Origin of the sequence: Trinickia sp. Y13, from assembly GCF_029522115.1 — a bacterium.
GTDB lineage: Bacteria > Pseudomonadota > Gammaproteobacteria > Burkholderiales > Burkholderiaceae > Trinickia.
This window is the reverse complement of record NZ_JAKWFK010000003.1, coordinates 504,675-531,568: the sequence shown is the minus strand read 5'-3', so window position 1 is coordinate 531,568 and position 26,894 is coordinate 504,675. Positions and strand designations below refer to the sequence as shown.

The following is a 26,894-nucleotide window of genomic DNA, read 5'->3' as shown; positions in this document are numbered from 1 at the left end:
GGATGGGCGACGTCACCCTGTTCGATAGCATGCTGATGGACGGACTGAACGACGCGTTCAGCGGCCAGCATTCTGGCTGGCATACCGAGGACCTGGTGACGAAGTACGGCATTTCGCGCGAAGACCAGGACCGCTGGGCGCTGCGCTCGCAACAGCGTTTCGCCGAGGCGCAGTCCTTGGGCCTGTTTGATGCCGAGATTGCGCCAGTCGAGGTATCCGGCCGCAAGGGACCGGCCGTCTTTTCAAGAGACGAGCACAACCGGCCGGACACGACGGCTGAATCCCTCGCCAAGTTGCGTCCGGCTTTCCGCAAGGACGGCACGATCACCGCCGGCAATGCCCCCGGGCTGAACAGTGGTGCAGCCGCGATGATCGTCGCCGAACGCAACTGGGCCGAGCGGAATAGTCTGACGCCGGTGGCGCGGGTCGCCAGCTATGGTGTAGGGGCCGTGGAGCCGGGTTTCTTCGGCCTGGGGCCCATTCCCGCCGTCCGACAGGCCATGGGTCGCGCCGGCTGGTCAGTGGCCGATGTGGATCGGGTGGAAATCAATGAGGCGTTTGCCGCAATTGCATTGGCCTGTCTGCGCGAATTGGGTTTTGCGGAAGACATCGTCAATGCCGAAGGGGGCGCGATTGCTCATGGTCACCCGATTGGCGCAAGCGGCGCTGTCTTGATCACCCGTCTTTTGCACCAGATGCAGCGGAACGGCGGCCGACGTGGCATCGTCACCCTCTGCATCGGTGGCGGTCAGGGCATTGCGCTCGCGCTCGAGATTCTGTGAGATTCGCGCGAATGGAAACGGAGCGAAGGTAGCGATGTGGGCGGGCTTCTGCCGGCGTGGCGCGATCGAATGAAAGCGCAAGACACGGTGTGCGACGATGCCCCGATCGGCGCAAGATACGCGGCGTACTCCACACCGAATGCGCAATCGATCTTGAGCCCCCTCCTCCAATCCCACCGCGCAACCGCCATCGACGATGGCCCGGTCGATGCCGCCTTTGCTTCAGCCACCCAAGTGATGGACAAGGTGAAAGCGCTCGACTGGGCCGCAATCGAAGCATCCCTGGATGCGTACGGCTACGCGGTGATCCCCACCTTGCTCGCCCCCGGCTCATGCCATGCGCTCGCGCAGCAATACGATTGCGATCGGCTTTATCGCAGCCGCGTCGTCATGGGCCGCCACGGTTTCGGCCGGGGCGAATACAAGTACTTCGCGTACCCGCTGCCGAAGCTGATCGAGCGCCTGCGCACGACGATCTACCCGCATCTCGTACCCACCGCGAACCGCTGGAACGAGGCGATGGGCATCGACGTTTGCTACCCCAAGACGCATGCGACGTTCATCGAACGCTGCCATGCCGCAGGCCAGAAACGTCCGACGCCGCTCATCCTTCAATACGATGAGGGCGACTACAACTGTCTGCACCAGGATCTTTACGGCGAACATGTCTTCCCGATCCAAGTGGCCATTTTGCTGTCGGAGCCGGGACGCGACTTCACCGGCGGCGAATTCGTGCTGACCGAGCAGCGTCCACGCATGCAGTCTCGCGCCGAAGTGGTTGCGCTCGCGCAGGGCGACGCCGTTGTGTTCGCCGTCAGTCAGCGCCCCGTGCAGGGCACGCGTGGTCCTTACCGCGTCAATCTGCGTCACGGGGTAAGCCGGTTGCGATCGGGACGCCGGCATACGGTCGGGATCATTTTCCACGATGCGCTGTAGGTTCCGGTTCTCGGCAGGTGAGCCGCATTGCGCGGGCCACCGCCGGGCGCACGGTGACTACAATGGAACGCATGCCGACGAGCGAGCCGCAGCCACGGGCGGGGGCATCGTCGCGCGCTTCTCATAGGTGCGCATATGGATGCCATCTTCAAAAACCGCACCGAAGCGGGCCGCATGCTGGCCGAGCGCTTGCGTGGCCAAATCGGCCCCGGCACTGTCGTGCTGGCGTTGCCGCGCGGCGGCGTCCCGGTAGCGTTCGAAATTGCCCAGGCCTTTGCGGCCGAACTCGATGTCTTGCCCGTGCGAAAAATCGGCGTGCCCGGCCATAAGGAATTGGCCATGGGCGCCATTGCATCGGGCAATGCCCTTCATGTCGAGCGCGACACGATGGATGCCATGCAGGTTTCGCAAGCGCAGTTCGACGCCGTGCTCGCGCAAGAGCGCGTCGAACTCACTCGGCGTGAAGCGCTATATCGAGGGGATCGCCCTCCCGTGCAAATCGAGGGACGCACTGTCGTGCTGGTCGACGACGGCATTGCCACGGGGGCCACGATGAAAGCGGCCGTGCTCGCGCTGCGCGGCCGAAAACCGGCCCGGCTTATCGCCGCCCTGCCCGTTGCCCCGCCGCACGTCGAAGACGAGTTCTCCGGCCTCGTCGATGCGTTCGTTTGCATCGCCCAACCGTTTCCCTTCTTCAGCGTCGGGCAGCATTACGCCGATTTCGAAGAAACGAGCGACGACGACGTGCGCGCTTTGCTGCATCGCGGCTGGGACCGCAATCGAAGCGGGCCGCACTAAGCGGCCCGGCGGCTAAAGCAGCAACGACGCGGCAAAAATGGCGTGCGAACCGGCCCGCAAACCGCGGCTTAGGCTGCGCTAGGGCCCGTTGGCCCCAATTAGTCCAGGCTCATAAGCGCACGGGCGGCGGCACGTAGCGGCAGTCGTAACGTTTCCTGACCGTGCCGTTCTCATCGACGCTCTCGAGGTACACGTCGAACTGCCACAGCCGCGCCATATGCTTGAGCACTTCTTCGCTATCCCCCGCGAGGTGGCGGTTGTCGCTCATGAAGTGCCGCAACGTCAGACTGCGGTCGCCGCGCGTATTGACCGACCACACCTGGATATTCGGTTCCCGGTGATGCATGTCGTACTGGCGCGACAGCGATTGCCGCACATGCTGGTAACCGCTGTCGTCATGGATCGCCGACACTTCCAGCGCGTCGCGCGTATCGTCGTCCAGCACCGAAAACAAGCGCATGTCGCGAATCAATTGCGGCGAAAGATACTGCGCAATGAAGCTCTCGTCCTTGAAGTTGCGCATTGCGTAGTGCATCGTCTGCAGCCAAGGCGTGCCGGCGATGTCGGGGAACCAGCGGCGATCCTCTTCCGTGGGCGTTTCGCAGATCCGGCGAATGTCGCTCATCATCGAAAAACCGAGCGCGTACGGATTGATGCCGTTGTAATACGGTTTCGTCACGGGCGGCTGATAGATGACGTTGCTGTGCGAGTGCAGGAACTCCATCATGAAGCCGTCTTCGAGCAGGCCCTGGTTGTAGAGCGTATTGAGCAGCGTGTAGTGCCAGAACGTAGCCCATCCTTCGTTCATGACCTGCGTCTGCCGCTGCGGGTAGAAATACTGCCCGATCTTGCGCACGATTCGAATGACCTCGCGCTCCCACGGCTCGAGTAGCGGCGCGTTCTTTTCGGCGAAATAAAGCAAGTTCTCCTGCGGCTCGGGCGGATAGCGCTCTTCCTCTTCCTCGGCGAGCGGCGCATTGTGCGACGGCAGCGTGCGCCATAGTTCGTTCACCTGCGATTGCAGATAGGCTTCGCGTTCGCGGCGCAGCGCCGCTTCCTTGGCGAGCGAAAGCTTTTGCGGGCGCTTGTAACGATCCACGCCGTAATTCATCAACGCGTGGCACGAATCGAGCAGTTCTTCGACGCGATCCATGCCGTAGCGCTCTTCGCACTCGGCGATGTAGTTCTTGCCGTAGACGAGATAGTCGATGATCGCGTGCGCGTCGGTCCAAAGGCGGAACAGGTAGTTGCCCTTGAAGAACGAGTTATGGCCGTAGGCCGCGTGCGCGATCACGAGCGCCTGCATCGTCATCGTGTTCTCTTCCATCAGATACGCGATGCAGGGGTTCGAATTGATGACGATTTCGTAGGCGAGCCCCATCTGGCCGCGCCGGTAGCTCTTTTCCGTCGCCAGAAAATGCTTGCCGAACGACCAATGCCGGTAGTTGACCGGCATGCCGACGGACGCATAGGCGTCCATCATCTGCTCGGCGCTGATGAGTTCGAGCTGGATCGGATAGACGTCCAACTCGTATTGCTCGGCGGCTGCCGCGATATGGGTGTCGTACTCTTCGATCAACTCGAAGGTCCAATCGGACGGCCACGGCAATGGTCTGCGGTCGGCGACGTTCATACGGGGTTCCCTTTGCGCCACAACGGGTGCAGGTGCTTCGGTCGAGCCTGGCGCGCCGCTCTCGGCGGACGCTTGCTGCGCAGGCTGCTCGCCCGGTGTTTGCCGCTCTTGCGCGCGCTTACGGCCCCGCTCCGGCTGATAACCGCGCGATTCGTTATGTAAATGCTTAGTCGTCATGAAGCCGCCACCTGCTTCTCGAACAGCTCCCGGAAAACCGGGTAGATATCGGCCGCGGCGTCGACCTTCTTCATCGCCAGATGAGGTTCCGTCAGCGCAAGCTGAGCATACTCCAGCCAAAGATTTTGCTCTTCGGGCGCGACTTGAATATAGGCGAAGTACCGGGCTTTCGTCAGGATGTCCTCCTGCAAGATCCGTCGGCACTTGGGCGAGTCGTCAGTCCAATTGTCCCCGTCTGACGCCTGCGCTCCGTAAATGTTCCATTCAGTCGGGGAATAACGCTCGTTCTGAATCTTGCGCATGAGCTCGAGCGCGCTCGATACGACCGTCCCGCCGCTTTCCGTCGAATGAAAGAACGTGTCTTCGTCCACTTCCTCAGCCCGCGTATGGTGGCGGATGAACACGACTTCGATCTTTTCGTAGTTACGTTTGAGGAAGAGGTACAGCAGAATGAAGAAACGCTTGGCCAAGTCCTTGCGCTGCTCGTCCATCGAACCGGATACATCCATCAGGCAGAACATCACCGCCTGGCTGGACGGCTGCGGCTGCTTGACGCGATTGACGTAGCGCAGATCGAACGGATCGATGAACGGAATGCGCCAGATGCGCCCGCGCAAATGGTGCAGCTCTTCTTCCAAGCGCTTGAGCTCTTCCCCGTGATCGCCGGGTTCGTTCGCGAGCGTCTCGTATTGACGTTCTAGCTCGTGCAATTGATTGACGAGTGGCGCGCCGAGCGCGATGCGCCGGCCCAATGCGCTGCGCAGCGAGCGCACGACGTCGATGTTGTTCGGCGTGCCTTCCGCCGCCCAGCCCGCGCGAATGTTCTTCCACGTGGGCACGGCGAGCAGATGCGTCTTCACGAGCCGAGGCAGCTCGAGATCGTCGAAGAAGTACTGCATGAATTCGTCGCGGCTCAATTCGAAGACGAAATCGTCCTCGCCTTCGCCCTCGTTGCTCGCTTGACTGCCGCCGCCGCCGGCTCCGCCGTTGGGCCGCGGAATCTTGTCGCCGCGCACGTAGTCGGAATTGCCGGGGTGAACGATCTCGCGCTTGCCGCCGGGACCGTGACGAAACTGGGGCTCGGCGATATCCTTGCGCGGAATGGTGATGCTCTGCGTGCTTTGAATGTCCTTGATGCTGCGATCTCGCACCGCCTCGGAGACAGCGCGCCGAATATAGCTCTTTACGCGGCGCAAAAAGCGCTCGCGATTCGCAATGCTCTTGTTCTTACCTGCCAACCTGCGGTCGATGATTTGATGAAGCACATCCAGTCTCCCGCTTCCAATTGCCGAAAGCGACACGACGAGCCCTGGTGCGGGCGATATGCCCGCACTTCGCGCGCCGCTTGCGCATGAAGCGCTTGGTTGGCGCTCGCGGGCGGCGAACCCGCGAGCGCGTCGCGCCCGCTACTACCGTTACTGCTACTTCTGCTGCCTAAAGCGCCGCTACCGTTACGACGACTTGCGCACGCGCAGATACCAGTCGCAGAGCAGGCGCACCTGTTTCGGTGTGTAGCCCTTGGCGACCATACGATTGACGAAATCTTCGTGCTTGCGTTGCTCTTCGGCAGAACCCTTCGCGTTGAACGAAATGACGGGCAGCAATTCCTCCGTGTTGGAGAACATCTTCTTCTCGATCACGACCCGCAGCTTCTCGTAGCTGATCCAAGCCGGGTTCTTGCCGCCGTTGGCGGCACGGGCGCGCAACACGAAGTTCACGATTTCGTTGCGGAAATCCTTCGGGTTGCTGATGCCGGCCGGCTTCTCGATCTTTTCGAGCTCGGCGTTCAACGCCGCACGGTCGAAGCTTTCGCCCGTGTCGTGATCGCGGAACTCTTGATCTTGGATCCAGAAATCGGCATACGTGACGTAGCGATCGAATATGTTCTGGCCGTACTCCGAATACGATTCGAGGTACGCGGTTTGGATCTCCTTGCCGATGAATTCGGCGTACCGCGAGGCGAGCAGATCCTTCACGAACGACAGATACTTCTGCTCGGTTTCCGGTGGGAACTGCTCGCGTTCGATTTGCTGCTCGAGCACGTACATCAAGTGCACGGGGTTGGCCGCCACTTCGGCCGTATCGAAGTTGAACACGCGCGACAAGATCTTGAACGCGAATCGCGTCGATACGCCCGTCATGCCTTCGTCGACGCCGGCGTAATCGCGGTACTCCTGGTACGACTTAGCTTTCGGATCGGTGTCCTTCAGATTTTCGCCGTCGTACACCTGCATCTTCGAGAACAGATTCGAGTTCTCAGGCTCTTGCAGGCGCGTGAGCACCGAAAATTGCGCCATCATCTTCAACGTTCCGGGGGCGCACACGGCGTTGCCGAGCGAGGAGTTGCGGATCAGTTTCTCGTAGATCCGGATCTCTTCCGACACCCGCAGGCAATACGGCACCTTGACCACGAAAATGCGGTCGAGCAATGCCTCGTTATTGCGGTTGTTGCGGAACGCCTTCCATTCCGATTCGTTCGAGTGCGCGAGGATGACGCCTTCGAACGGAATCGCGCCGAACCCTTCCGTACCCTTGAAGTTGCCCTCCTGTGTGGCGGTCAACAATGGGTGCAGCACCTTGATCGGTGCCTTGAACATTTCGACGAATTCGAGCAGACCCTGATTGGCGAGACACAGACCGCCCGAATAGCTGTATGCGTCGGCATCGTCTTGCGCGTACTGCTCGAGCTTGCGGATATCGACCTTACCGACGAGCGAGGAGATGTCCTGATTGTTCTCGTCGCCCGGCTCGGTTTTGGCGATGCCGATCTGCCGCAGAATCGACGGGTAGCGCCGCACCACGCGGAACTTGCGGATATCGCCGTTGAACTCGTGCAAGCGCTTGACGGCCCACGGACTCAGGATGCTCTTCAGATAGCGGCGAGGGATGCCGTATTGCTCCTCGAGAATGGGGCCGTCTTCGTCGTAGTCGAACAGCCCGAGCGGCGATTCGTTGACGGGCGAGCCCTTGATAGCGTAAAACGGCACACGCTCCATGAGTTGCTTGAGCCGTTCCGCTATCGACGATTTGCCGCCGCCCACGGGGCCAAGCAGATAAAGGATTTGTTTCTTTTCCTCGAGCCCCTGCGCCGCGTGCCTGAAATACGCGACCACCTGCTCGATCACGTCCTCCATGCCATAGAACTCGCGGAACGCGGGATACACCTTGATCACCTTGTTCGCGAAGATCCGCGACAACCGTGGATCGTGGCGTGTGTCGACTTGCTCTGGTTCCCCGATTGCGGTCAACATGCGTTCGCCGGCCGTCGCGTATGCGGCGGGATTGTTCTTGCAGAGCGCGAGATACTCTTCGAGCGAGAATTCCTCCTCCCGGGTTTTCTCGAAGCGTTCCGCGAAGCTGCTGTATATATCCATGCTACCTCCTCGCCCAAGTCTGCGGACGATGTCGTCTACTGGGGGGCAATACCGAAACGACCTCGCTCGAATTCATCCTAAACCCTTTTAAATTATTTTTCACTGCCTCCGTTGCCCTAGGTCATCCACGTGTGCCCTAACTTGGAGATGTACGGACTGTCGCCTACAATCTTTGTCCTGCTTCTCGCATGTTCTGCACGCTCGTGCGTCCTCGTACTCGCATGCGTCGCCCCGCTTACTCGCCTTCGTCGATCGTCACGTTCGAACTTGGATCGAGCGAACGCACGACGCGCGTTTCGCGCTCATCGCTATGTGGGCTTGCGTCGCAACCTATGGTCTCTTTTCTCACATAACGGCATTCGCGTCGACACTCTGAAATCTCGCCTGCTGGTCGTCCGCTTCGCGATGACGACACCGCTGCGCCGCACGGTCCCATGGCCCCATTGCACACGCAATGCCTGCTCGCGGTTCGACCTTCGCAAGCATCGCAACCAAGCGCTCGAACGGCTTACCGCGTGCGTCGAAAGCGCTTTGCATTCTTTCTCCACGTCCTCTCTCCGCGTTCTTTCTCCGTATACGCGCCAGGCAGCATTTCGGACGACACGCGTACGCATCCGTTACAACTTTCGCGAAGTTCGGATCGTAAAGAGAGGGAGGCGCTCGTAACATGCATCGGCACGCGCGCCCGGTTGTGCACAGGCGCGTGGACCGCACGGCGACGCGTGAAGGTGTGTGCCGCTACGCCAGAAGCGCCGCCGCAGCGCTGGGCGCGCGTGAGTGTTTTTGGGGGGCAGATGAAGCGGACAGTCGCGCCTCAGCAAAGCAACCGTAACGGCAACGCGCCGTGTCGAAGCCAGGCAGGCATGGACAGGCGGTCGTGCGGCGCGAGCGGGTTCGCGCCGACATCGCCGCCCCGGCTGCCCTGTGCGGTCAGAAGGTTTCCCAATCGTCGTCGGACGAGGCCGACTTCGGCACGGCCGTCGAAGCGAGAACCTTGGGCGCGGGGGCTGCTGCCGCCGCGCGCTTGGAGCCGCTCGCCGGCGCGGGCGCCGATGCTTGGATAGACGGCGTGGAAGGCGTAGACGTGGAAGGCGCGACCGCCAGATCTCGTGCGGTCGCGGCGGGCTTGGGCTGCGGCGCAGCGAGCGAGGCGACGGCGCGCGTGGGAACGTGCGGCCGCGAAGACGTTTGAGCCGCCGAGCCGTTGCGACCGCCCGCGCTCGATGCCGGCTTTGCCATCGGTTTGCGCGCGGCTTGGCCTGCAGCGGGGGACGGTGCGCGATCCGCTGGGGGCGCGCGCCAACCGCTGCTGTCGTCGGCGAGCTGGAAAACGCTGACCGCCGTGCGCAAGCGGTCGGCTTGCTCTTGCAACGATTGCGCTGCGGCCGATGCCTGCTCGACCAGCGCGGCGTTTTGCTGCGTGACCTCGTCCATCTGAGAAACGGCTCGCGCCACCTCGCCGATGCCGCCGCTCTGCTCTTCCGAGGCCGCGGCAATTTCGCCCATGATGTCCGTCACGCGCTGCACCGCTGCAATGATCTCTTCCATCGTGCGGCCGGCCTCGCCCACGAGCGCCGACCCCGAGCGCACCCGTTCTACCGAGGTGTCGATGAGGGTCTTGATTTCCTTGGCCGCACCCGACGAGCGCTGCGCCAGCGCTCGCACTTCGCCCGCCACGACCGCGAACCCGCGCCCCTGCTCGCCCGCGCGCGCCGCTTCCACGGCCGCATTGAGCGCGAGGATGTTCGTCTGGAACGCGATGCCTTCGATGATCGTGATGATGTCGGCGATCTTGGCCGAACTCTCGTTGATTTCGCCCATCGTTCCGACGACTTGGCCGACCACCTCGCTCCCCTTGTTGGCGATCTCGGAGGCATTGGCGGCGAGCGCGCTCGCCTGCCGGGCATTGTCGGCGTTCTGCCGCACCGTGCCCGTCAGTTGATCCATGCTCGACGTGGTCTCTTGCAGCGACGCCGCTTGCTGCTCGGTGCGCGCCGACAGATCCAGGTTGCCAGCGGCGATTTCCTTGGTGGCAGAGGCAATCGATTCGCTGCCGCTACGGACCGTGCGCACCGTCTCGGTCAGGCTGCGCTGCATTTTGGCGAGGCCCTCGAGCATGAGACCCATCTCGTCGTGCGTACGCACGACGATGGGCGTGCGCAGATCGCCGGCGGCGATCGCGTCGAAATTGGACAGCGCATCGGCGAGCGGGCGTGCAATCGCCCGCCGCAGGTTCAAATACGCCACGAGCGCTGCCGCGAGCGCCGCCACGAGCAGCGAGATCGTTACGGTTCGCAATGTATCGTTGCTCGACTGCGCGGCGTCGAACTCGGCCTTCGACTGCGAAAACTGGTGTTTGCTCAGCGCGTCGTCGCTTTTGGACAGCGCGACGAACGCGCCTTGCAGATCGTCGGCGCTGCTGAGGATCTTGTCGTGGTCGTTCGCTTTGATCGCATCCTTGTAGGCGGAGATCACGCCTTGCAGCGCCTCGCGCTTGGCCGTTGCCTCTCGGACGAGCGCGTCCTCCGAGGCATCGTGCGGCATCGCGAGGTATTTTTTCCACCAATCTTCCGACACGCCGTGCAGCACGGCAGCGCGGTCGAAGTTCTTTTGGGCGCTTTCCGCTTCGGCCGCATGCATTGCCGCCCGATCCAGCGCGAGGCGTTCCCGCGCCGCGTAGCTCTCCGCCATACCGATCGCGACAGCGCTCGGCATCTGGTTCTCGTAAATGTCGCGTGTGGCATGGTTCGCGCGGCCCATGGCCGATAAGCCCAACACCCCTAGGGCCAGCACTAGCGCGGACAGGAAGGCCATCGTCAAGCCAAGCCGCGTTTTGATCGTCAGACCTTTCGTCAACATGCAAAGTCCCTCGCTTCCGAACCGAAATGGGCACGCGCTTGCTTGCGCTCGCCCGGATACAAACGTTTGCTCTGAACGTTGTTTACGGCGCGGCGATAGGAGGACTTGAGAAAGGCGATAGATACGATAAATGGGGCGCGCCGAGACGAAGACGGCGAGTGGCGGCGCGCCCCTCCTTCACCGCATCGCGTCGAGCTCGGCCAGCGTGGGGATGAAGGGCTGCGCGCTCGCGCGCGTCCCCGAGAGCGCAGCCGCACGCTGAGCGAAGCGCACGGCCGCCGCCACGGGGGTGGCGCGCGCGAGCTTGCGTCGATTCGAGCACACCCGTGCACTTACGCGCACAAGGCGGCATCCATAGGGCCGGCGAATACGGCTGTCGACTCGCGCAAGATCAGGCGCGGCGTGATCACACGGCGCCGCGGCGGGCCGCTCACGGCGCCGCCGATCCGCTCGATCAGCATATGGGCGGCCGCTTCGCCGAGCGCGCGCACCGATTGGCCGACGGTGGACAGCGCCGGGTAGGTATAACTGCCGAGCTCGATGTCGTCGAATCCGATGATCGAGCAGTGCTGTGGGACGCGGATGCCGCGTTCGGCAGCCACGCGCAACGCGCCAATGCCCATCATGTCGTTGCAGGCGAAGATCGCCGTGGGCCGCACGGTGTCGAACAACCGCCCGGCCGCTTCCTGCCCCCCCGCGCCCGTGAAATCGCCTTCCGCTATGGCGCTCGGCTCGATTTCGATGCCGCGTTCGGCCATCGCGCGAATAAAGCCATGCACGCGCATGGCGCTCACGGCCGTCGTCACCGAGCCCGCGATGCATCCGATACGCACGTGCCCGAGCTCGAGCAAATGCTTCGTGGCCAGATACGCCCCGCGCTCATGGTCGATCTGAACCAGATCGGCCGACAGCCCCTCGATGTTGCGATCGACGATGACGAGCGGCTCGCGCCTATCGGCCAAGCTCGCGGCCAGCACCGCATCCTCGCCGGCGGACGCCACGATGAGCCCGTCGGTGCGCTTTTCTTGCAAGGTGCGCAGATAGTTTCGTTGCTTGGCGGGGTCGTCGTCGGAGTTGCAAAAGAACATGCAATAGCCTTCCCGCGCGCAGCCGTCCTCGACGCCGCGCGCGAGTTCGGCGAAATACGGGTTCGTGCTGTTGGGCACGACGAGCCCGATCGTCGCCGTCGAGCGTGCCTTGAGCGATCGGGCGACCGCCGAAGGTACATAGTTGAGCTGATTTATCGCGCGCTCGACCTTCGCGCGCACGTCGGCCGACACCGGCCGAGTGTTGTTGACCACGTGCGACACGGTGGTGAACGACACGCCGGCCATGGCCGCCACATCCTTGATCGTCGCCATTACCGATACTCTCTCGCTTGTTTTTTTCTTGCCGGCTCGCCGAGCCGGGCACTTGCTTCGTCAATGCTACTCCGATGCCGTTTTGCCGCGTTTCCCCGCGCGACGAGACGGCCCAGTCCGCGAACCGGACGCTCAACTTCGTCTGCGCCGGCTCCGATAGGTGTCCAACACTACGGCCACGACGATGACCGCGCCCGTGATGATTCGCTTGGTCGGCTCGTTCGCGCCGATTTGCGCAAGGCCCGCCGCCAACACCGAAATGATCAAGACGCCGAAGAACGTGCTGATGACCGAGCCGCGCCCGCCCATGAGGCTCGTGCCGCCGATGACGACGGCCGCGATGACTTGCAGCTCCAGGCCGACGCCCGCATTCGGATCCGCGGCTTCGAGACGCGAGATCTGAAAGAGCGCGGCAAGGCCCGAGAGCGCGCCCATCAGCGCGAACACGGCCACCTTGTAGGGCCGCGGGTCGACGCCCGCCAGCCGCACGGCTTCCTCGTTCGTCCCGATTCCGACCAGATGCCGCCCGAACACGGTGCGCTGAAGCACGAGTTGCGCGGCGATCATCACCACGACGGCAATCACGAACGACGGCGAGATGCCGACCGCAATCGGATTCGACAGAAAATCGAACGCGTCGCCGATGTACGACGTGCGCGAGTTCGTCAATTGGTAGGCCACGCCCCGTGCCGCTTCAAGCACCCCGAGCGAGACGATGAACGAGGGAATGCGCCAGCCCACGGTGACGGCGCCCGTGACGGTGCCTGTGACGGCGGCGGCGGCCATGCCGACGAGCGCGGCCGGCACCGGGCCCCAGCCCCATTTGAGCGCCGCCACGCTGACGACGGACGCCGCCAGCGCGAGCACGGAGCCCACCGACAGGTCGATGCCCGCGATGATCAGCACGAAGGTCATGCCGACCGACATCACGACGAGGTCGGGGATCTGATTGGCGATCGTGCTGAACGTTTCGTACGTCAGAAAATGCGAACTGAGCAGCGAAAACAGGCCCACCATCGCAGCCAGCGCCCCGGCCAGGCCGAGATAATTCGAAAAACCGAGCCGGGTCCCGGCTGCTCGAGCGCTCGGCGCATCGCCGATGATGGCGGGCCCGCCATCGGGGCGCGCGGTCGGATCGGTCATGACAGGCTCCGTGCGTCTTGAGAGTGAGAGAGCGCGGCCGAGCGCGAACCGTTCATGTGACCCGCGAACGCCGCGGCGAGCAGCGCGTCTTGCGTCCACTCGTCCCGATTGAAAATGCCCGTCATCCGACCGGCCGACATGACGCCGATGCGGTCGCAAATGAGCATCAGCTCGCGCAGGTCGCTCGATACGACGACGAGCGCGCGACCTTCCCTGGCCAGCGCGCCCAGCAACATGTAGATGTCGAATTTGGCGCCGACGTCGATCCCGCGCGTCGGTTCGTCAAAGAGCAGCACGTCCGCATCGCGCGCCAACCACCGGCCGATGACGACCTTCTGCTGATTGCCGCCCGAGAGCTCGCCCACGCTCTGGGCGCTGCTGTGCGCCCGCACGCGTAGCGCTTGCATTTGCTTGTGCGCCAAAGCTTGCTCGCGCTGGCCCTGCACCAGCCCCCAGCGGGAAACGCTGTCCATATTGCCGAGCGAGACATTGGCGGCGATCGAGTGCGGCAGCAAGAGCCCCTCGCCTTTGCGATCTTCGGTGATCAATGCGATGCCGTGGCGCACCGCGTCGGCAGGCGAACCGATTCTCACGGGCGCCGGCGGCCGCCCGATCGAGACGACGCCATGCTCGGCCTTGTCCGCCCCGTAGATGAGCCGCATCAGCTCGGTACGCCCTGCGCCGATCAAGCCGCTCACACCGAAGATTTCGCCTTCGCGCACCTCGAACGATATGTCGCGCACCGCCGTGCCGCGCGTGAGCCCTTCGACTTTGAGCAACGGCGCGCCGATGCGGCGCTCGCCGAGGTCGATGCGCTCGCCGAGCTCGCGCCCCACCATCAGGGCGACGAGGCGCTCGCTCGTCACGTTCGTCATGCTATCGACGGCCACGAGGCGTCCATCGCGCAACACGGCGACTCGCTCGGCGACGCGCGCGAGTTCCTCGAGCCGATGCGAGATGTAGACGATTGCGACGCCGCTCGCTTTGAGGCGATCGATTTGCGCGAACAGCAAATCCACTTCGCGCGCCGTGAGCATCGCCGTCGGCTCGTCGAAGATCAGCACGCGCGTGTCGTCGATCAGATTGCGCGCGATTTCGACCATCTGCTGATGGCCGATGCCGAGCGCGCCGACGGGCGTATCGGGGTCGATCGCATCGAGGCCGACGCGCGCCATGGCCGCGCGCGCATCCTCGCGCAAGCGGGCGCGGTCGATCCAACCGAGCCCGCGCGGGCCGCGCCGCGGCAACCGCTCGAAGAAGAGATTTTCGGCGACGGTCAGCGTCGGCAGCAGGTTCAACTCCTGCATGACCATGCGCACGCCGAGCGCTTCGGCCTCGTGCCGGCTCTTGGGCGAGTAGTCCGCGCCCATGAGCCGCATCGTGCCGCCGCTCGGCGCGACGAGCCCGCCGACGATCTTGGACAGCGTGCTTTTGCCGGCGCCGTTTTCGCCGGTCAACGCGAGCGCCTCGCCCGGATAGAGCGAGAGCGTGACGTCGGCGAGCACAGGTTCGCTATAGACCTTGCCGATGCCGGTCACGCTGAGCACTGCGTTCGATTCGTCGTGGTCGGTCAAATCCATCGGGTTTCCGTTCTCGGGCTGGCCGCTGCGTCGGCCCTCTCGCGCCAGCCAGCCGCCATGACGCTTATGTCGGAGGATAACGGCAGATTCCCGCCCTTTCTTGAGCGAACCGCAACCGCCCGCGCACGGCCATGCGTGCGGCCCCGCGCCGGGGGCGCCGCACGCCGCATCGGACTCGACCGTTACTTACCGTTACGCGAGCGTTACTTCCCAGCCTTGGTGACCAGGTCGACGGGCGTCTCGACCACGCCAGACAACTCCGATTGCTTTTTGTGCTCGGTGATGGCTTTGAGCGCCGTATCGATCCCGAACACCGCTTGCTTTGCGGCGTATTGGTCGGCTGTGGCGAGCACGCGGCCATCCTTGAGCATCGGCTTGATCGCGCCGATGTTGTCGTAACCCACGACATAGACCTTGCCTTGCTTGCCGGCGGCGCGCACCGCCGACACGGCGCCGATGGCCATGTTGTCGTTGCCGCACAGCAGCGCCTTCAGGTTCGGGTACTGGTTCAGCATGGCCGAAGCAATGGCATTGCCCTTGTCGATTTCCCATTCGCCCGACTGGACCGAATCGATCTTCGCGCCGACCTTTTGCATCGCGTCCTTGAATCCTGCCGTGCGCTGCTGCGCATTGGTCGTCGTCGAGACGCCCTCGACGATGCCCACTTCGTCGCCGGCCTTCAGTTTCTTGGCCAGATAAGCGCCAACCTTCTCCGCGCCCTTACGGTTATCGGGGCCGACGAACGGCACGTTCAAATCTTTCGACTTGAGCACGTCCGGATCCAGCCGGTTGTCGATGTTGACGACGATGATGCCCGCGTCGACGGCCTTCTTCACGACGGGAACGAGCGCCTTCGAATCGGCCGGTGCGAGCACGATGGCATCGACGTGGCTGTTGATCATCTGCTCGACGATGTTGATCTGCGCCGCCGTGTCGGTTTCGTTCTTGATCCCGTTGGTGATGAGGTCGAACTTGCCGGCGTTGTGTTTCTGATAATCCTTCGCACCGTTTTCCATCGTCAGGAAGAACTCGTTCGCGAGCGACTTCATGACTAGGGCGACTTTGGGCTTCTTGGCGGTCTGCGCGAGCGCATCGGTTGCGCCGAGCGGCGCAAGCGCGCCGCAAGCAAGCGCGGCGACGGCAACGAGCAAACGGCGGCGGGTGCGGTGAAGCATAGGGTTCTCCTTTCTTATTCGGCTCGCAGCGAGCATTGATTTTTCGATTGGAACGCTAAGAATTGCCGCATCGCATCATCGCTTGGCACGCCGACGCGAAGCGCCTCCCGGCACACGCCGGGAGCGCCTATGCTGGACCCTTCTGCGGGAGCGCGCAAGGATGGTGCGCGCGAACTTCGGGTTTGTGCTGATACGAAACGAGGAAAAAGCGCGCACAGCCGCGCGCCGCGTGCCTTTGCGGCGACTTCGGGGGCGCTCGCAGCGACGCAGCAGCCGGGCGTTCGCGCTCGCGCTGCTACAGATGCGCGACGGAAGAACCGTCGATCTTGCCGTCGATGATGTCGCGCGCGAATTGAACCCCGATCTTGTGCGCCTCGATCTGATCTCCTAGCGGCGCCTGCTCCGGCACGCCGAACATCTCCGCTTTGCCGCGTTCCCCGCTCGCCTTGCGAGAGATCGTCACGACAATATCGAAGTGGCGAGGCGCATCGTCGCCCTGGTGAGGTTCCTTTGCCCGCCGCAATGCCTGCACACCGATCGCAAACCCTTTGTACTGCTCGGAAAACGGTACGGACATGACTCACGCTCCGTCGGAATGAAAGCCGCACGCGAAGTGCGGCGTCAGATGCGGCGCGCTCGCTCGCGACCGGCTTGCTGCGCGAACAAGCCGTCCGCACGCGAAAGCGTTCTAGCGACACCTTGCATGCGATGACATGCAAGAGCCGTTCCGACATCGCGTCGAGAGGCGGAACCCGCCGCGACTGGCTCGTTGCGCAACCAAGGAGCTGAAATGCCGGGAAGATTGAAGAAATTACCGGTCTGCCCTGCCGAGTCGGAAACACCGAACGCTCGGCGACGTGTTCGGGGCGCGACGATTCGTCGCATTTCTTCTATGATGAGGGCCAGGACGGCCCGCAGACATAAGACATCAAGCCATCGGGCCGCCGTCTCATCGTAGATGCGCAATGCATTGCGGAGGCATTCAATGGCATGGAGACACAACCGCTGGGTAAGACGCTGGCTCGTCCTCGTCGTCTTCTGGGCGGTTCCCGTGGCGATCGTCGCTGTGCGCGAGATCCAGGAAGAGATGTCCTACAACATCGTCGACCTCGATCGAGCGCTCACGACATGGCAGTTCACCGACGCTGAACGCGCCGGGGGCGATGTCGCGCGCTGTCGCGGCAAGCCCGACGAGGCCCGCGCGCTGGGTTGCCCGGCCGATGTGCTCGCCGCCAATGCGCCGCGCCAGCAGGAGGCGATCGCCGAATATGCATTGCGGCGTCGCACGCTCTTTCTGTATCTCTGGCATGCATTCGTCGGCTATTGGATCGTGCCGGCCGCTTTCGTCTTCGCGATTGGGCTCGTCGTCGCCGGCATCCGGCGGGCGCTGCGGCGTCCACCCGTCGTCAAGCGCACCGTCCAGCACTGAAAGCGCCATTCTGCGGCGCGCCGGCCCGGCAAATTCGGGCCGGGTCCTGGCATGGGTCGTGCTCACTTTCTCTTGCGTTGTGTGAGATCACGCTTCGTCCGAACCTGCCGTCGAGCGGTTTGACCGACGGAAACATAACGGAGAAAGTCCATGCAAAAACAGACCTTGATGCTCAAAGCCGCAGCCGCCGTGGTAGTCGGAGCGGTCGCGCTGGCCGGCTGCACCACGACAACCAACAATGGCAACCCCGTCGGCTCGACGCCGGGCAGCAACGTGTCCAAGCGTCAGGAAATCAACTCGAGCGTCGATGCAACGCTCTCGCGCCTCTATGCGCAGGTCCCCGGCTCGCGCGAACTGGTGCAGAAGGCTCATGGCGTGCTGGTGTTCCCGAAGGTTCTGCAAGCAGGCTTCGTCGTGGGCGGCCAATACGGCGAAGGCGCCTTGCGCGTAGGCGGCCAGACGGTCGGGTACTACAACACCGTGTCGGGCTCGTTTGGTCTGCAAGCAGGCGCGCAATCGAAGGCCGTGGTCTTTCTATTCATGACGGACGACGCGCTCAATTCCTTCCGCTCGCGCGACGGTTGGTCGGTCGGCGGCGATGCATCGGTGGCCGTGCTGAAGATGGGCGCGAACGGCGCCATCGATACGACGACAGCGACCAAGCCGGTCGAAGTGATCGTCATGACGAACGCGGGCCTCATGGGCGACCTCTCGCTCGAGGGCACGAAGATCACCCGGCTCAAGATCTAGCCGGCAGCAATCCCCCTGCAAAACCGGCCTGCGGGCCGGTTTTGCATTGCCCGGCGTTTTGCGCATCTCTTGGGCATACCCCTCTCTCACGGCGAGAGATGTGCAGTGCCGTTCAGGCGTGCGAGGCGCCTTCCCCCGAAATCGAATCGATCACCTTGAAGCGCGCGCGCTTTTGCGCACGAATCACGGCTTGATAGGCCTCGACGTATTGCCGCGCCATGTGGTGAGACGTAAACCGTTCCTCGAAACGCTGCCGCACGCGCGCGCGCGGCAGCGTGTGCAGCCGGTTGACGGCCGCGACCGCACTGATTTCGTCTTCCACGATGAAACCGGAGAACCCTTCGTCGATCACTTCCGGCACGGAGCCGCGGTTGAAGGCGATGACGGGCGTGCCGCACGCCATCGCTTCGATCATGACGAGCCCGAACGGCTCCGGCCAGTCGACGGGGAACAGCAGCGCATGCGCGCCCGACAAGAACTCGGCCTTTTGGTCGTCGGCAATCTCTCCGATAAATTCGACATGCGGCAGATCGAAGAGCGGTTTGATCTCGCGCTCGAAATACTCGCGGTCGGCGGCATCGATCTTGGCGGCGACGCGAATCGGCAGTCCGCAATGCGCGGCGATGCGAATCGCCGTGTCGACGCGCTTCTCCGGCGAGATACGACCGAGGAAAGCCAGATACTTCTGCTCCACCGGCTGGGGTGTATAAAGCGCCTCCGGCAGCCCGTGATAGACCGTGGAAAGCCATTTAGCCTGCGGCATCGGGTGGCGCTGCGCGTTCGATATGGAAATGACGGGCGCCGTATTGAACGTGTCGAATACCGGCTGTTGCTCGGGCAAATCCAACCGGCCGTGGAGCGTCGTGACGAACGGCGTCTCTTGGCGCTTGAACAGCGAGAACGAGTAATAGTCCATATGAAAATGCAGGACGTCGAACTCTTCGGCGCGCCGGCGCACGAGTTCCATGAGCAACATATGCGGCGCGATGCGATCGCGAATGGCCGGGTCGAGCCGTAGCGCGCGGGGCCAAACCGCCTCGAGCTTTGCACTCGTTTTCGAGTCGCCGCTCGCGAACAGCGTCACGTCGTGGCCCAGATCGACCAGCGCTTCGGTGATGTACGAGACGACGCGCTCCGTGCCGCCGTACAGCTTGGGCGGCACCGATTCGGTCAGCGGCGCGATTTGGGCAATTCTCATTCGATCGACTCCCTGCAGAAGGGCCTGGGCTCGCTCTCAGCGCGAGCGGTTCCGGCCGGTTGCTCGGCCGCGCTAGGTCGTCGTTCCATGCGGAACCCACCCGGCGCGGCATCCTTGGTTTCAATTATTTGGTATGACGCGGCCATCGTCCCGCGTCTTTTTCATTTACTGCGAGCTGTTACAGTCGCGAAACAGGCGCCGGGCATGCCTCGAACGAGCGCTGAGCCGCCGCGCTGCCCCGGGCGAACCGGTACGGCCCCCGCGCGTCATGCCCCCGTGCCGGCTCAGGGTGCCCGCAAATCGGCCAGGAACGTGTCGCGCCAAACGCCGAGATCGTTTCGTCGCAGCACGGCCATATTGACTTCGTGGCGATGCTTACGTTCCGCGAGGGGCATCGAGAGCGCGCGCTCGAGTGCCTCGGACATGCCGGCGATATCGTGCGGATTGACGATGAGCGCCGCGCAGAGCTCGGCGGCGGCGCCCGCAAACTCGGACAACACCAGCACACCGGGGTCGTCGGGGTTCTGCGCGGCGATGTACTCTTTTGCGACCAGATTCATCCCGTCGCGAAGCGGCGTGACGAGCCCGACCTGCGATTCGCGGCACATCGACATCAAATGCGAGCGCGCGAAGCGCTGGTTCAGATAGCGGATCGGCGTGTAGTTTAACCCGGAGTAGCGGCCATTGATGCGCCCGGCCTCGTATTCGAGGTTGTGACGGATGCGCTGATAGCTTTCCACGTCTGCCCGCGTGGGCGGGGCCACTTGAACGAAGGTGACGTTCTCGCGCCACTGCGGCGCGCGCTCGAGCAGTTGCTCGAAGGCGCGGAATCGTTCGATCAATCCCTTCGAATAATCGAGGCGATCGACGCTCATCACGAGCTTTCGGCCTTCGAGGCTGTGCTTCAGCTCGAGCACTTGCTGACGGCTCTCGTTGCGAGCCGCTTCCTGCTGAATCTCGTCCGGAAACACGCCGATCCGATACACGCCGCTGCGCAGACGGCGCCCGTAGGCCTCTACTACGCCATTTTCGTCGACCGTGCCGCCCGCATAACGGACGATGTAGTCATGAAACGCCACCCGATCGGTGTCCGTTTGAAAGCCCACCAAGTCGTAACAGCAGAGCGACTTGACGAGGTCCTGATGGGGCGGCACGTTCAGCAGGATCTGGGGAGACGGAAACGGCGTATGCAGGAAAAAGCCGATACGGTTGCGCAGGCCTTCGCGCCGCAACGCTTCGGCAAACGGGATCAAGTGGTAGTCGTGGACCCAGACGATATCGTCTGGCCCGACCAGCTTGGCGAGCTTGTGCGCCAGCCAGGCGTTGACGCGCCGGTAGCCCGCGTATTCCTCGCGTTCATAAGCGGCCAGGTCGTTGCGATAGTGGAACACGGGCCACAGCGTCGCGTTCGAAAAGCCGCGGTAATACTGATCGTAATCGCGCCGCGTCAGCCCGACGGTGGCGAACGTCACGTGGCCTTCGTCCTTGAGCGTGGGGCCCGCGTTGGCGACGGCTTCGCTGACCACGTCGCCACTCCAGCCGAACCATACGCCGCCCATGTCCTTGAGCGCGCTGAAGATGCCGACGGCGAGCCCGCCGGCCGAGCCCTTGGTCTCGGTGGGCGTTGCCACGCGGTTCGATACGGCGATCAGTCGGCCCATGGTTCGTTGGCTGCGCCCTCGCCTAGTCGCCCTTGCACGGGAAGCTTTTCTCGAGCCCGAGCGAGACGGCCGTGCTTGCGTTATAGCCGGCGGCATCGGGGTTGTCGGCGACGTACCGGCGAACCGCGTCCACCAGCCGTTGCGGCTCGATCCGATCCGGCAGGCAGAAATACTGACCCACGCGGGGGCCGGTCGTGCCGCCGATGGCATCGATCGTATTGAACACGCCGTCGGCAGCCCCCTTGATATAGGACACGCAAGCCGCCCGCGAGATCGCGTCGGTTTGGCTGCACAGCTTATGCAAATCGCCTGCCGTGAACTTTCCCCCCCCGAGCGTGGCCGTCGTCGGCGCCGCCATCGCGGCAAGCGGCAGCGCCAACGTGCCCACGCATATCAAAGCCCGCAACATAATCTTCCTTTTCTCCGAGCGGTGAACGGGTACTGCGAATTGCCCCGGCAAAGCGCACCGAAGCGAAAAGTATTTATTTTGCACCGTTTTGAGCCGGAATAGATGCTCCAGATGCAGCCGAAGCGGCGGCCGCCTCGCGCGCGTACATGTCCCGCAGCCCGTCGGCCACGTCCTTGGCGTGGTAGCGCGTGGCAAAATCGAGCGCCGTCAAGCCGAGTTGATTCTTCACGCGCGAATCGGCGCCCGCATCGAGCAGCACTTTGACCGTCGAAAGATGATTGCCGCGCGCGGCCATCATCAAGGGTGTCGTGCCGTTCGGCGAGCCGGCGTCGATATACGCCGAGTTCTCGAGCAGCAGTTGCACGACGTCGTCATGACCGTTCGCGGCCGCGTAATGCAGCGGCGCCCAGCCCTTCTTGTTCACCTCCGCCCCCTTGTCGATCAGCGCCTTCACCAGATCGGCATCGCCGTTGAGCGCCGCGAGCATCATCGCGTTCTCGCCCGCGGCGTCGAGTTTCTCGATATCGGTCTTCGAATCGGCCATGAGCGCCTTGGCGACTTTATCCGATTTCTCGCGCGCGGCCAGCACGATGAGCGGCATGCCCTGCTTGTCGGTCGCATTCGGATCGGCGCCATGCGCGAGCGCCTTTTGCACCGCACTCACGTCGTCGAATTTGACGGCTTTGACGAGCGAATCGACGTCCGTTGCGTGCGCCGCGACGGCGAGCGAAGCGAGCGCGCCCGCACAGGCGAGCTTTGCCGAGCGATGCAGCATGCGGCGGAAGACGAGCGGCAGCGACGAGTGCGTGAACATAATCAAGTTTTGTTTACCTTTGTTTTGTCGTATCGGGGTTCGGTTTCGCTTCGATCCCGCTCAAACGCCATGCGGCGCCGGAATGCGGAACAAGCGAAAGAAGTTTTGCGTCGTCGCGGCGCCAAGTTCCGTGTCGAGCATGCCGCGCGCCTGCGCGATGTAACGTCCGACATAACTAACGTACGCAGGTTCATTGGGCTTGCCGCGATATGGGACGGGTGCCAAATAAGGGGAATCCGTTTCGATCAAAAGCCGTTCGAGCGGCACCCGGCGCGCAACGTCCTGCACGTCGGTCGCGCTCTTGAAGGTAACGATTCCCGAAAGCGAAATGTAAAAATTCTGAGCCAAGGCGCGTTCTGCAACCGCCCACGGCTCCGTGAAGCAATGCATGACGCCGCCGGGCACGTGCGCCTCCTCTTCCGCCATGATGCGCAGCGTGTCGTCCGCCGATGCGCGCGTATGGACGATAAGCGGCTTCATCGTCGTCTTCGCCGCGCGGATATGCGTGCGAAACCGCTCGCGCTGCCATTCGAGATCAGCGATCGATCTTCCCTCTAGGCGGTAATAGTCCAAGCCGGTCTCGCCGATGGCGACCACCTTCGGATGAGCCGCGAGCTCGATCAGTTCCGCAAGCGTCGGCTCACGCGCGTCCTCGTGGTCGGGATGCACGCCCACGGATGCATACACGTTTTCATACGCCTGAGCCACCTCCAACACGCTCGGCAGCGTTTCGAAGTCGACGCTGACGCATAGCGCGTGCGTCACGTCATGGGTGCGCATGTTTTCGAGCACCTGCGGCAGGCGCTCGACTAGCCCTTCGAAATTGATGTGGCAATGCGAATCGACGAACATCGGGAATCCTATCTAACCTCAAACGAACAAATCTCGGTAGCCCAAAAAAAGCGACTCGAACACGAGGCGCGCATTGAGCGGATGATTCTCGACCGCACGCTCGCGCGTGACCGTCTTCATGAATCGCGCAAAGGCATTGGCGTCGATGCGCGCGGCGCACTGCGCGAGCTCACGTTGTGCCGCCGGAAAGTAGCGAGGCCGCTGCGCGGCCCGCTCGGCTACGAGATCGTAGAGCCAACGCTGCAGCCAGCCGAGCACCACGGCAACCGGCAGCTTTTGCAATGCCTCGCCGCAAGCGAATGCGTCGCAAGCGGGCCCTGCGGCCAATTGCTTGAGCGTGAAGTCGCGCAGCCCGCGGTTCTCGTCGGCGGCCAACGCGAGCGCCGCGAGCGGCGCGCCGCCGGCCTCGGCCAGCAGCACGGGCGCGTCGGCCACGCCTTGTTCGGCGAGCCAGGCGCGCGCTTGGCTCGCCGAAGGCGTCGACATCGGCCATTGCCGGCAGCGGCTGACGATGGTCGGCAGCAAACGGTCCACGCGCGCCGACACGAGCAGGAACACGACGCCGGCCGGAGGTTCTTCCAGTGTCTTGAGCAAGGCGTTGGCCGAGGCGGCATTGAGCGCGTCTGCCGGATAGACCAGCACGACGCGCGCGCCGCCGCGATGCGCGCCGATACCGCAAAAATCGAGCAAAGCGCGCACTTGCTCGATCTTGATCTCCTTGCTGAGCGTGCGAGTCTTTTTGCCCTCTTCGCCCTCGGCCTTGTCATCGGCGCCAGCGGAAACCGCGCCTATCGCTTCTCCGGCCAGCGCCTCCGGCAGTAACGCCCGGTAGTCGGGATGGTTGCCCTGCAGGAACCAATTGCACGCGACGCATTGGCCGCAAGGCTCGCCGTTGGCGGTCGGCGCCTCGCAGAGCATGCCTTGCGCCAGATGCTGCGCGAAGCGCAATTTGCCGATGCCCGCCTGACCGTAAAGAAGCAAGGCGTGCGGCCATTGCGCGCGCAAGCGCTGCAGGCGGTTCCAATCGTCGTGCTGCCACGGATAGATCATCGTCGAACCTTCATGCGGTTGGATGCGGTCGCTTCATGTTGGTCGCGCGTTCAAAGCGCATCGATGAGCTCGCCGAGCGCGGCCTGGATGCGTTCGATGCTTTGGGAGGCGTCGACGATCGCAAAGCGGTATGGCGCCTCTTGTGCCCGGCGCAGATATTCGGCGCGCGTGCGGGCGAAAAATGCCTCCGTTTCGCTTTCGAATTTGTCGGGCGAGCGCGCCGCACCGCGCCGTGCGCTCGCCGTTTCGGGCGGCAAGTCGAACAAAATCGTCAGATCGGGCTCGAATCCGCCCTGCACCCAGCGCTCGAGCGTCTCGAGCTTGTCCCGGGGCAAGCCGCGGCCGCCGCCTTGATAGGCGAAGGTGGCATCGGTGAAACGATCGGACAGCACCCAATCGCCGCGCGCGAGCGCAGGTTCGATGACCTGCGCCAGATGCTCGCGTCGGGCGGCGAACATGAGCAACGCTTCGGTCTCGAGATCCATTCGCTCGTGCAGCAACAGTTCGCGCAGCGCCTCGCCAAGAGCCGTGCCGCCCGGTTCGCGCGTGGTGACGACGGCGTGGCCGAGGTCCGCCACTTTGCGTTCGAGGCGCTCGCGAAACCAGGAAAGGTGCGTCGTCTTGCCGGCCCCGTCGATACCCTCGAACGTGATGAATTTGCCACGCGCCATTTATTGCTGTCCTCGAATGTATTTATCGACCGCTCGGTTGTGATCGCCGAGCGTTTCGGAAAAGACGCTGCTGCCGTCGCCGCGCGACACGAAATAAAGCGCGCTCGTCTGCGCGGGGTTCATCGCCGCCTGCAGCGACGCGATGCCCGGCAGTGCGATCGGCGTGGGCGGCAGGCCCCGGCGCGTGTAGGTGTTGTATGGCGTGTCGCTTTGCAAGTCGCGCTTGCGCAAGTGGCCATCGTAGCTCGCGCCAAGGCCGTAAATCACGGCCGGATCGGTCTGCAACGGCATGCCGATGCGCAGCCGGTTCGCGAAGACGGCCGACACGAGCGGCCGGTCGCCTGCCTTGCCCGTCTCCTTCTCGATCAGCGACGCCATGGTGAGCGCCTCGTACGGCGAACGATACGGCAAGCCGGGCGCGCGTGCCGCCCACGCGGCGTTCAGCCGTTGCTGCATCAGCCGGTACGCCCGCCGGTAGACGTTCAGATCGCTCGTTCCCTTGTCGAACAAGTAAGTATCGGGGAAGAACAATCCTTCCGCGTTGGCGTTGGCGTTGGCGCTGGCGGCCTGAGCGTTGCTGGCCGCGGCCGATCCGTCGGCTCCGGTGGTCCCGGTGGTGCCGGCAAGCGCTGGAACGCCCCCTGGCCCGCCAGCGCCAATGGCTGCGAGCAGCGCTGCGTCGCTCATGCCGGCCGTATCATGCTTGAGCGCCGGGTTGGCGTCCAACTCGGCCCGCATGCGCTTGAAGGTCCAGCCTTCGATGACCGTCACGACCGACTCGTTGACGTCCCCGAGCGCGAGCTTTTGCAGCACCTCGTAGGGAGTCACCCCGCTTTTGAACTCGTAGTTGCCTGACTTCAGCCGGCTTTCCAAGCCCAACAAGCGCGTCATGAGGACGAACGGATCGGCCTGAATCGGCACGCCGCCGCGCCGCAGTTGCGCCGCGACGCCGCGCACGGTGCTGCGCGGTTGGATGGTCACGTCGAGCGTCGGGGCCGCCAACGCGAGCGGGCGCGTGGCCCAAAAGTAGCCGCCTGCGGCGGCCAACGCGGCGAGCAGGACGGCAAACGCCGCCCCGAAAACGAGGCATTTCTTCAGCAGGGTCATGCGCAACAAGGCTGGGATGGACCCCATATAATACTTGTTCGCCTAAGCCCAAGTCAGGATTGACTCCACACGAATTCCATGAACCAATCAAACGCTGCCGTTTCCCCCTCCCCTGCGCCGTCGCGCCCCGCTCCCGCTCAGTTCGAAGCGGCGCTCTCGGGCGGCGCGTTCGCGGCGCTCGACCAGTTCGGCGTCATCGAGGCGCTGGGCGACGACGCGGCGACATTCCTGCACGGACAACTCACGAACGACATCGAGCATTTGGACGCCGCCAGCGCCCGCTTGACCGGTTACTGCTCGCCCAAGGGGCGTCTGCTCGCGTCGATGCTGGCTTGGCGCGCGCAAGGCGCGGTGCGCCTGCTCGTATCGAAGGATCTGACCGCGTCGGTGCAAAAGCGGCTTTCGATGTTCGTGTTGCGGGCCAAGGCGAAGTTGGCCGACGTGACCGATTCGGTTGGCGTCGTCGGCTTCGCGGGGGACGTGCGTGCGGCGCTTTCGGGGCTGTTCGATGCCCTGCCCGACGGCGTGCACGTGCACGTGGCGGGACCGGCCGGGTCGCTGATCCGCGTGCCCGATGCGCAGGCGCGCGCCCGTTATTTGTGGATCGGGCCGAAAGCGCTGGTCGATGCGCGCCTGGCCGTGCTCGAAGGCGAACTTGCGCGCGTTTCTCCGGCGGTGTGGGACTGGCTCGATATCCGTGCGGGCGAGCCGCGCATCACCGCAGGCGTGCTCGAGCAGTTCGTGCCACAGATGGTCAACTTCGACGTCATCGGCGCCGTCAATTTCCGCAAAGGCTGCTATCCGGGGCAAGAGGTCGTCGCGCGCAGCCAGTATCGCGGGACGATCAAGCGGCGCACGGCGCTAGCCCATGTCGAGCGCGCCGCGGCGCTCGACGCGGGCGCACTGGAGCAGCCGGTCGCGCCCGGCGTCGAATTGTTTCATGCCGAGGACCCGGGCCAGCCGTGCGGCATGGTGGTGAATGCGGCGGCCGCGCCGAACGGCGGCTTCGATTTGCTGGCGGAGATCAAACTGGCGGCGCTCGAGGGCGGAACCGTTCATCTGGGCGCCGCCGAAGGGCCGCAACTCGTGTTTCAGCCGCTGCCTTATGCGTTCCCGAGCGAGGTTTGAAGGGCTG

Annotated in this window: 23 protein-coding genes and 1 pseudogene; 6 read left to right on the top strand and 18 right to left on the bottom strand. The window is 63.7% G+C overall.

What is annotated here, in order from left to right:
• The 3 genes from MMB74_RS08595 to MMB74_RS08585 form a co-directional block, all read left to right on the top strand.
• On the top strand, positions 1-782 hold a 782-nt coding region (locus tag MMB74_RS08595), incomplete at its 5' end, for an acetyl-CoA C-acyltransferase (RefSeq protein ID WP_277428171.1).
• Positions 783-1,019: 237 nt separating this feature from the next.
• A complete protein-coding gene (locus MMB74_RS08590) occupies positions 1,020-1,718 on the top strand; it encodes a 2OG-Fe(II) oxygenase (RefSeq protein WP_277428206.1) in 699 nt (232 codons plus the stop codon).
• Positions 1,719-1,853: 135 nt separating this feature from the next.
• Positions 1,854-2,516, top strand: a complete 663-nt coding sequence (locus MMB74_RS08585) for a phosphoribosyltransferase (protein ID WP_277428170.1) — start codon at positions 1,854-1,856, stop codon at positions 2,514-2,516.
• A gap of 109 nt (positions 2,517-2,625) precedes the next feature.
• Here the strand turns inward: MMB74_RS08585 and MMB74_RS08580 are convergent, their stop codons facing one another.
• The 10 genes and pseudogenes from MMB74_RS08580 to MMB74_RS08535 all read right to left on the bottom strand — a co-directional run bounded on the left by MMB74_RS08580 (position 2,626) and on the right by MMB74_RS08535 (position 16,395).
• Complete coding sequence (locus MMB74_RS08580; RefSeq protein WP_277428169.1) at positions 2,626-4,326, bottom strand: SpoVR family protein; 1,701 nt, start codon at positions 4,324-4,326, stop codon at positions 2,626-2,628.
• A complete protein-coding gene (locus MMB74_RS08575) occupies positions 4,323-5,591 on the bottom strand; it encodes a YeaH/YhbH family protein (protein WP_277428168.1) in 1,269 nt (422 codons plus the stop codon). Before MMB74_RS08575 ends, MMB74_RS08580 begins: the two co-directional genes overlap by 4 nt.
• A gap of 186 nt (positions 5,592-5,777) precedes the next feature.
• Positions 5,778-7,700: a PrkA family serine protein kinase gene (locus MMB74_RS08570; RefSeq protein WP_277428167.1), complete on the bottom strand. Its 1,923-nt coding sequence runs from the start codon at positions 7,698-7,700 to the stop codon at positions 5,778-5,780.
• Positions 7,701-8,630: 930 nt separating this feature from the next.
• Positions 8,631-10,559 carry a methyl-accepting chemotaxis protein gene (locus MMB74_RS08565; RefSeq protein WP_277428166.1) on the bottom strand — a complete coding sequence of 643 codons (1,929 nt, stop codon included), beginning with the start codon at positions 10,557-10,559 and terminating at the stop codon, positions 8,631-8,633.
• Between the two features lie 177 nt (positions 10,560-10,736).
• Positions 10,737-10,835: pseudogene (locus MMB74_RS08560) on the bottom strand (ribokinase); the annotation flags it as partial.
• A 56-nt stretch (positions 10,836-10,891) separates the two neighbouring features.
• Complete coding sequence (locus tag MMB74_RS08555) at positions 10,892-11,920, bottom strand: LacI family DNA-binding transcriptional regulator (RefSeq protein WP_277428165.1); 1,029 nt, start codon at positions 11,918-11,920, stop codon at positions 10,892-10,894.
• A gap of 132 nt (positions 11,921-12,052) precedes the next feature.
• The gene (locus MMB74_RS08550) at positions 12,053-13,063 is read right to left on the bottom strand and encodes an ABC transporter permease (RefSeq protein WP_277428164.1); all 1,011 of its coding nucleotides are present in this window, start codon (positions 13,061-13,063) and stop codon (positions 12,053-12,055) included.
• A complete protein-coding gene (locus MMB74_RS08545; protein WP_277428163.1) occupies positions 13,060-14,643 on the bottom strand; it encodes a sugar ABC transporter ATP-binding protein in 1,584 nt (527 codons plus the stop codon). The genes MMB74_RS08550 and MMB74_RS08545 overlap by 4 nt, the downstream gene beginning before the upstream one ends.
• Before the next feature lie 203 nt (positions 14,644-14,846).
• The gene (locus MMB74_RS08540) at positions 14,847-15,818 is read right to left on the bottom strand and encodes a sugar ABC transporter substrate-binding protein (protein ID WP_277428162.1); all 972 of its coding nucleotides are present in this window, start codon (positions 15,816-15,818) and stop codon (positions 14,847-14,849) included.
• Positions 15,819-16,113: 295 nt separating this feature from the next.
• Entirely contained in the window at positions 16,114-16,395 is a 282-nt protein-coding gene (locus MMB74_RS08535) for a hypothetical protein (protein WP_277428161.1), read from the bottom strand.
• Positions 16,396-16,803: 408 nt separating this feature from the next.
• Here MMB74_RS08535 and MMB74_RS08530 point away from each other — a divergent pair, with 408 nt between their 5' ends.
• Positions 16,804-17,247 carry a hypothetical protein gene (locus MMB74_RS08530; protein WP_277428160.1) on the top strand — a complete coding sequence of 148 codons (444 nt, stop codon included), beginning with the start codon at positions 16,804-16,806 and terminating at the stop codon, positions 17,245-17,247.
• Between the two features lie 150 nt (positions 17,248-17,397).
• The gene (locus tag MMB74_RS08525; protein ID WP_277428159.1) at positions 17,398-17,997 is read left to right on the top strand and encodes a YSC84-related protein; all 600 of its coding nucleotides are present in this window, start codon (positions 17,398-17,400) and stop codon (positions 17,995-17,997) included.
• A gap of 112 nt (positions 17,998-18,109) precedes the next feature.
• Here MMB74_RS08525 and MMB74_RS08520 read toward each other — a convergent pair whose 3' ends face one another.
• From MMB74_RS08520 to mltG, 8 genes are all read right to left on the bottom strand, one after another.
• Positions 18,110-19,195: a glycosyltransferase family 4 protein gene (locus tag MMB74_RS08520; RefSeq protein WP_277428158.1), complete on the bottom strand. Its 1,086-nt coding sequence runs from the start codon at positions 19,193-19,195 to the stop codon at positions 18,110-18,112.
• Positions 19,196-19,479: 284 nt separating this feature from the next.
• Positions 19,480-20,856 carry an alpha,alpha-trehalose-phosphate synthase (UDP-forming) gene (gene otsA / locus MMB74_RS08515; RefSeq protein ID WP_277428157.1) on the bottom strand — a complete coding sequence of 459 codons (1,377 nt, stop codon included), beginning with the start codon at positions 20,854-20,856 and terminating at the stop codon, positions 19,480-19,482.
• Positions 20,857-20,878: 22 nt separating this feature from the next.
• On the bottom strand, positions 20,879-21,265 hold the full coding sequence (locus tag MMB74_RS08510) for a Rap1a/Tai family immunity protein (protein ID WP_277428156.1): 387 nt from the start codon (positions 21,263-21,265) through the stop codon (positions 20,879-20,881).
• Positions 21,266-21,338: 73 nt separating this feature from the next.
• Positions 21,339-22,040, bottom strand: coding sequence for an ankyrin repeat domain-containing protein (locus MMB74_RS08505; protein WP_277428205.1), 702 nt, complete (start codon positions 22,038-22,040; stop codon positions 21,339-21,341).
• 99 nt (positions 22,041-22,139) lie between these two features.
• The gene (locus MMB74_RS08500; protein ID WP_277428155.1) at positions 22,140-22,931 is read right to left on the bottom strand and encodes a TatD family hydrolase; all 792 of its coding nucleotides are present in this window, start codon (positions 22,929-22,931) and stop codon (positions 22,140-22,142) included.
• Between the two features lie 18 nt (positions 22,932-22,949).
• Positions 22,950-23,981, bottom strand: a complete 1,032-nt coding sequence (locus tag MMB74_RS08495) for a DNA polymerase III subunit delta' (RefSeq protein WP_277428154.1) — start codon at positions 23,979-23,981, stop codon at positions 22,950-22,952.
• Positions 23,982-24,031: 50 nt separating this feature from the next.
• The gene (gene tmk / locus MMB74_RS08490) at positions 24,032-24,652 is read right to left on the bottom strand and encodes a dTMP kinase (protein WP_277428153.1); all 621 of its coding nucleotides are present in this window, start codon (positions 24,650-24,652) and stop codon (positions 24,032-24,034) included.
• Positions 24,653-25,759 carry an endolytic transglycosylase MltG gene (gene mltG / locus MMB74_RS08485; protein WP_277428204.1) on the bottom strand — a complete coding sequence of 369 codons (1,107 nt, stop codon included), beginning with the start codon at positions 25,757-25,759 and terminating at the stop codon, positions 24,653-24,655.
• Between the two features lie 78 nt (positions 25,760-25,837).
• On the opposite strand from mltG, the gene MMB74_RS08480 reads away from it, so the two are divergent.
• The gene (locus MMB74_RS08480) at positions 25,838-26,887 is read left to right on the top strand and encodes a folate-binding protein (protein WP_277428152.1); all 1,050 of its coding nucleotides are present in this window, start codon (positions 25,838-25,840) and stop codon (positions 26,885-26,887) included.
• The last annotated feature ends 7 nt before the right edge of the window (positions 26,888-26,894 follow it).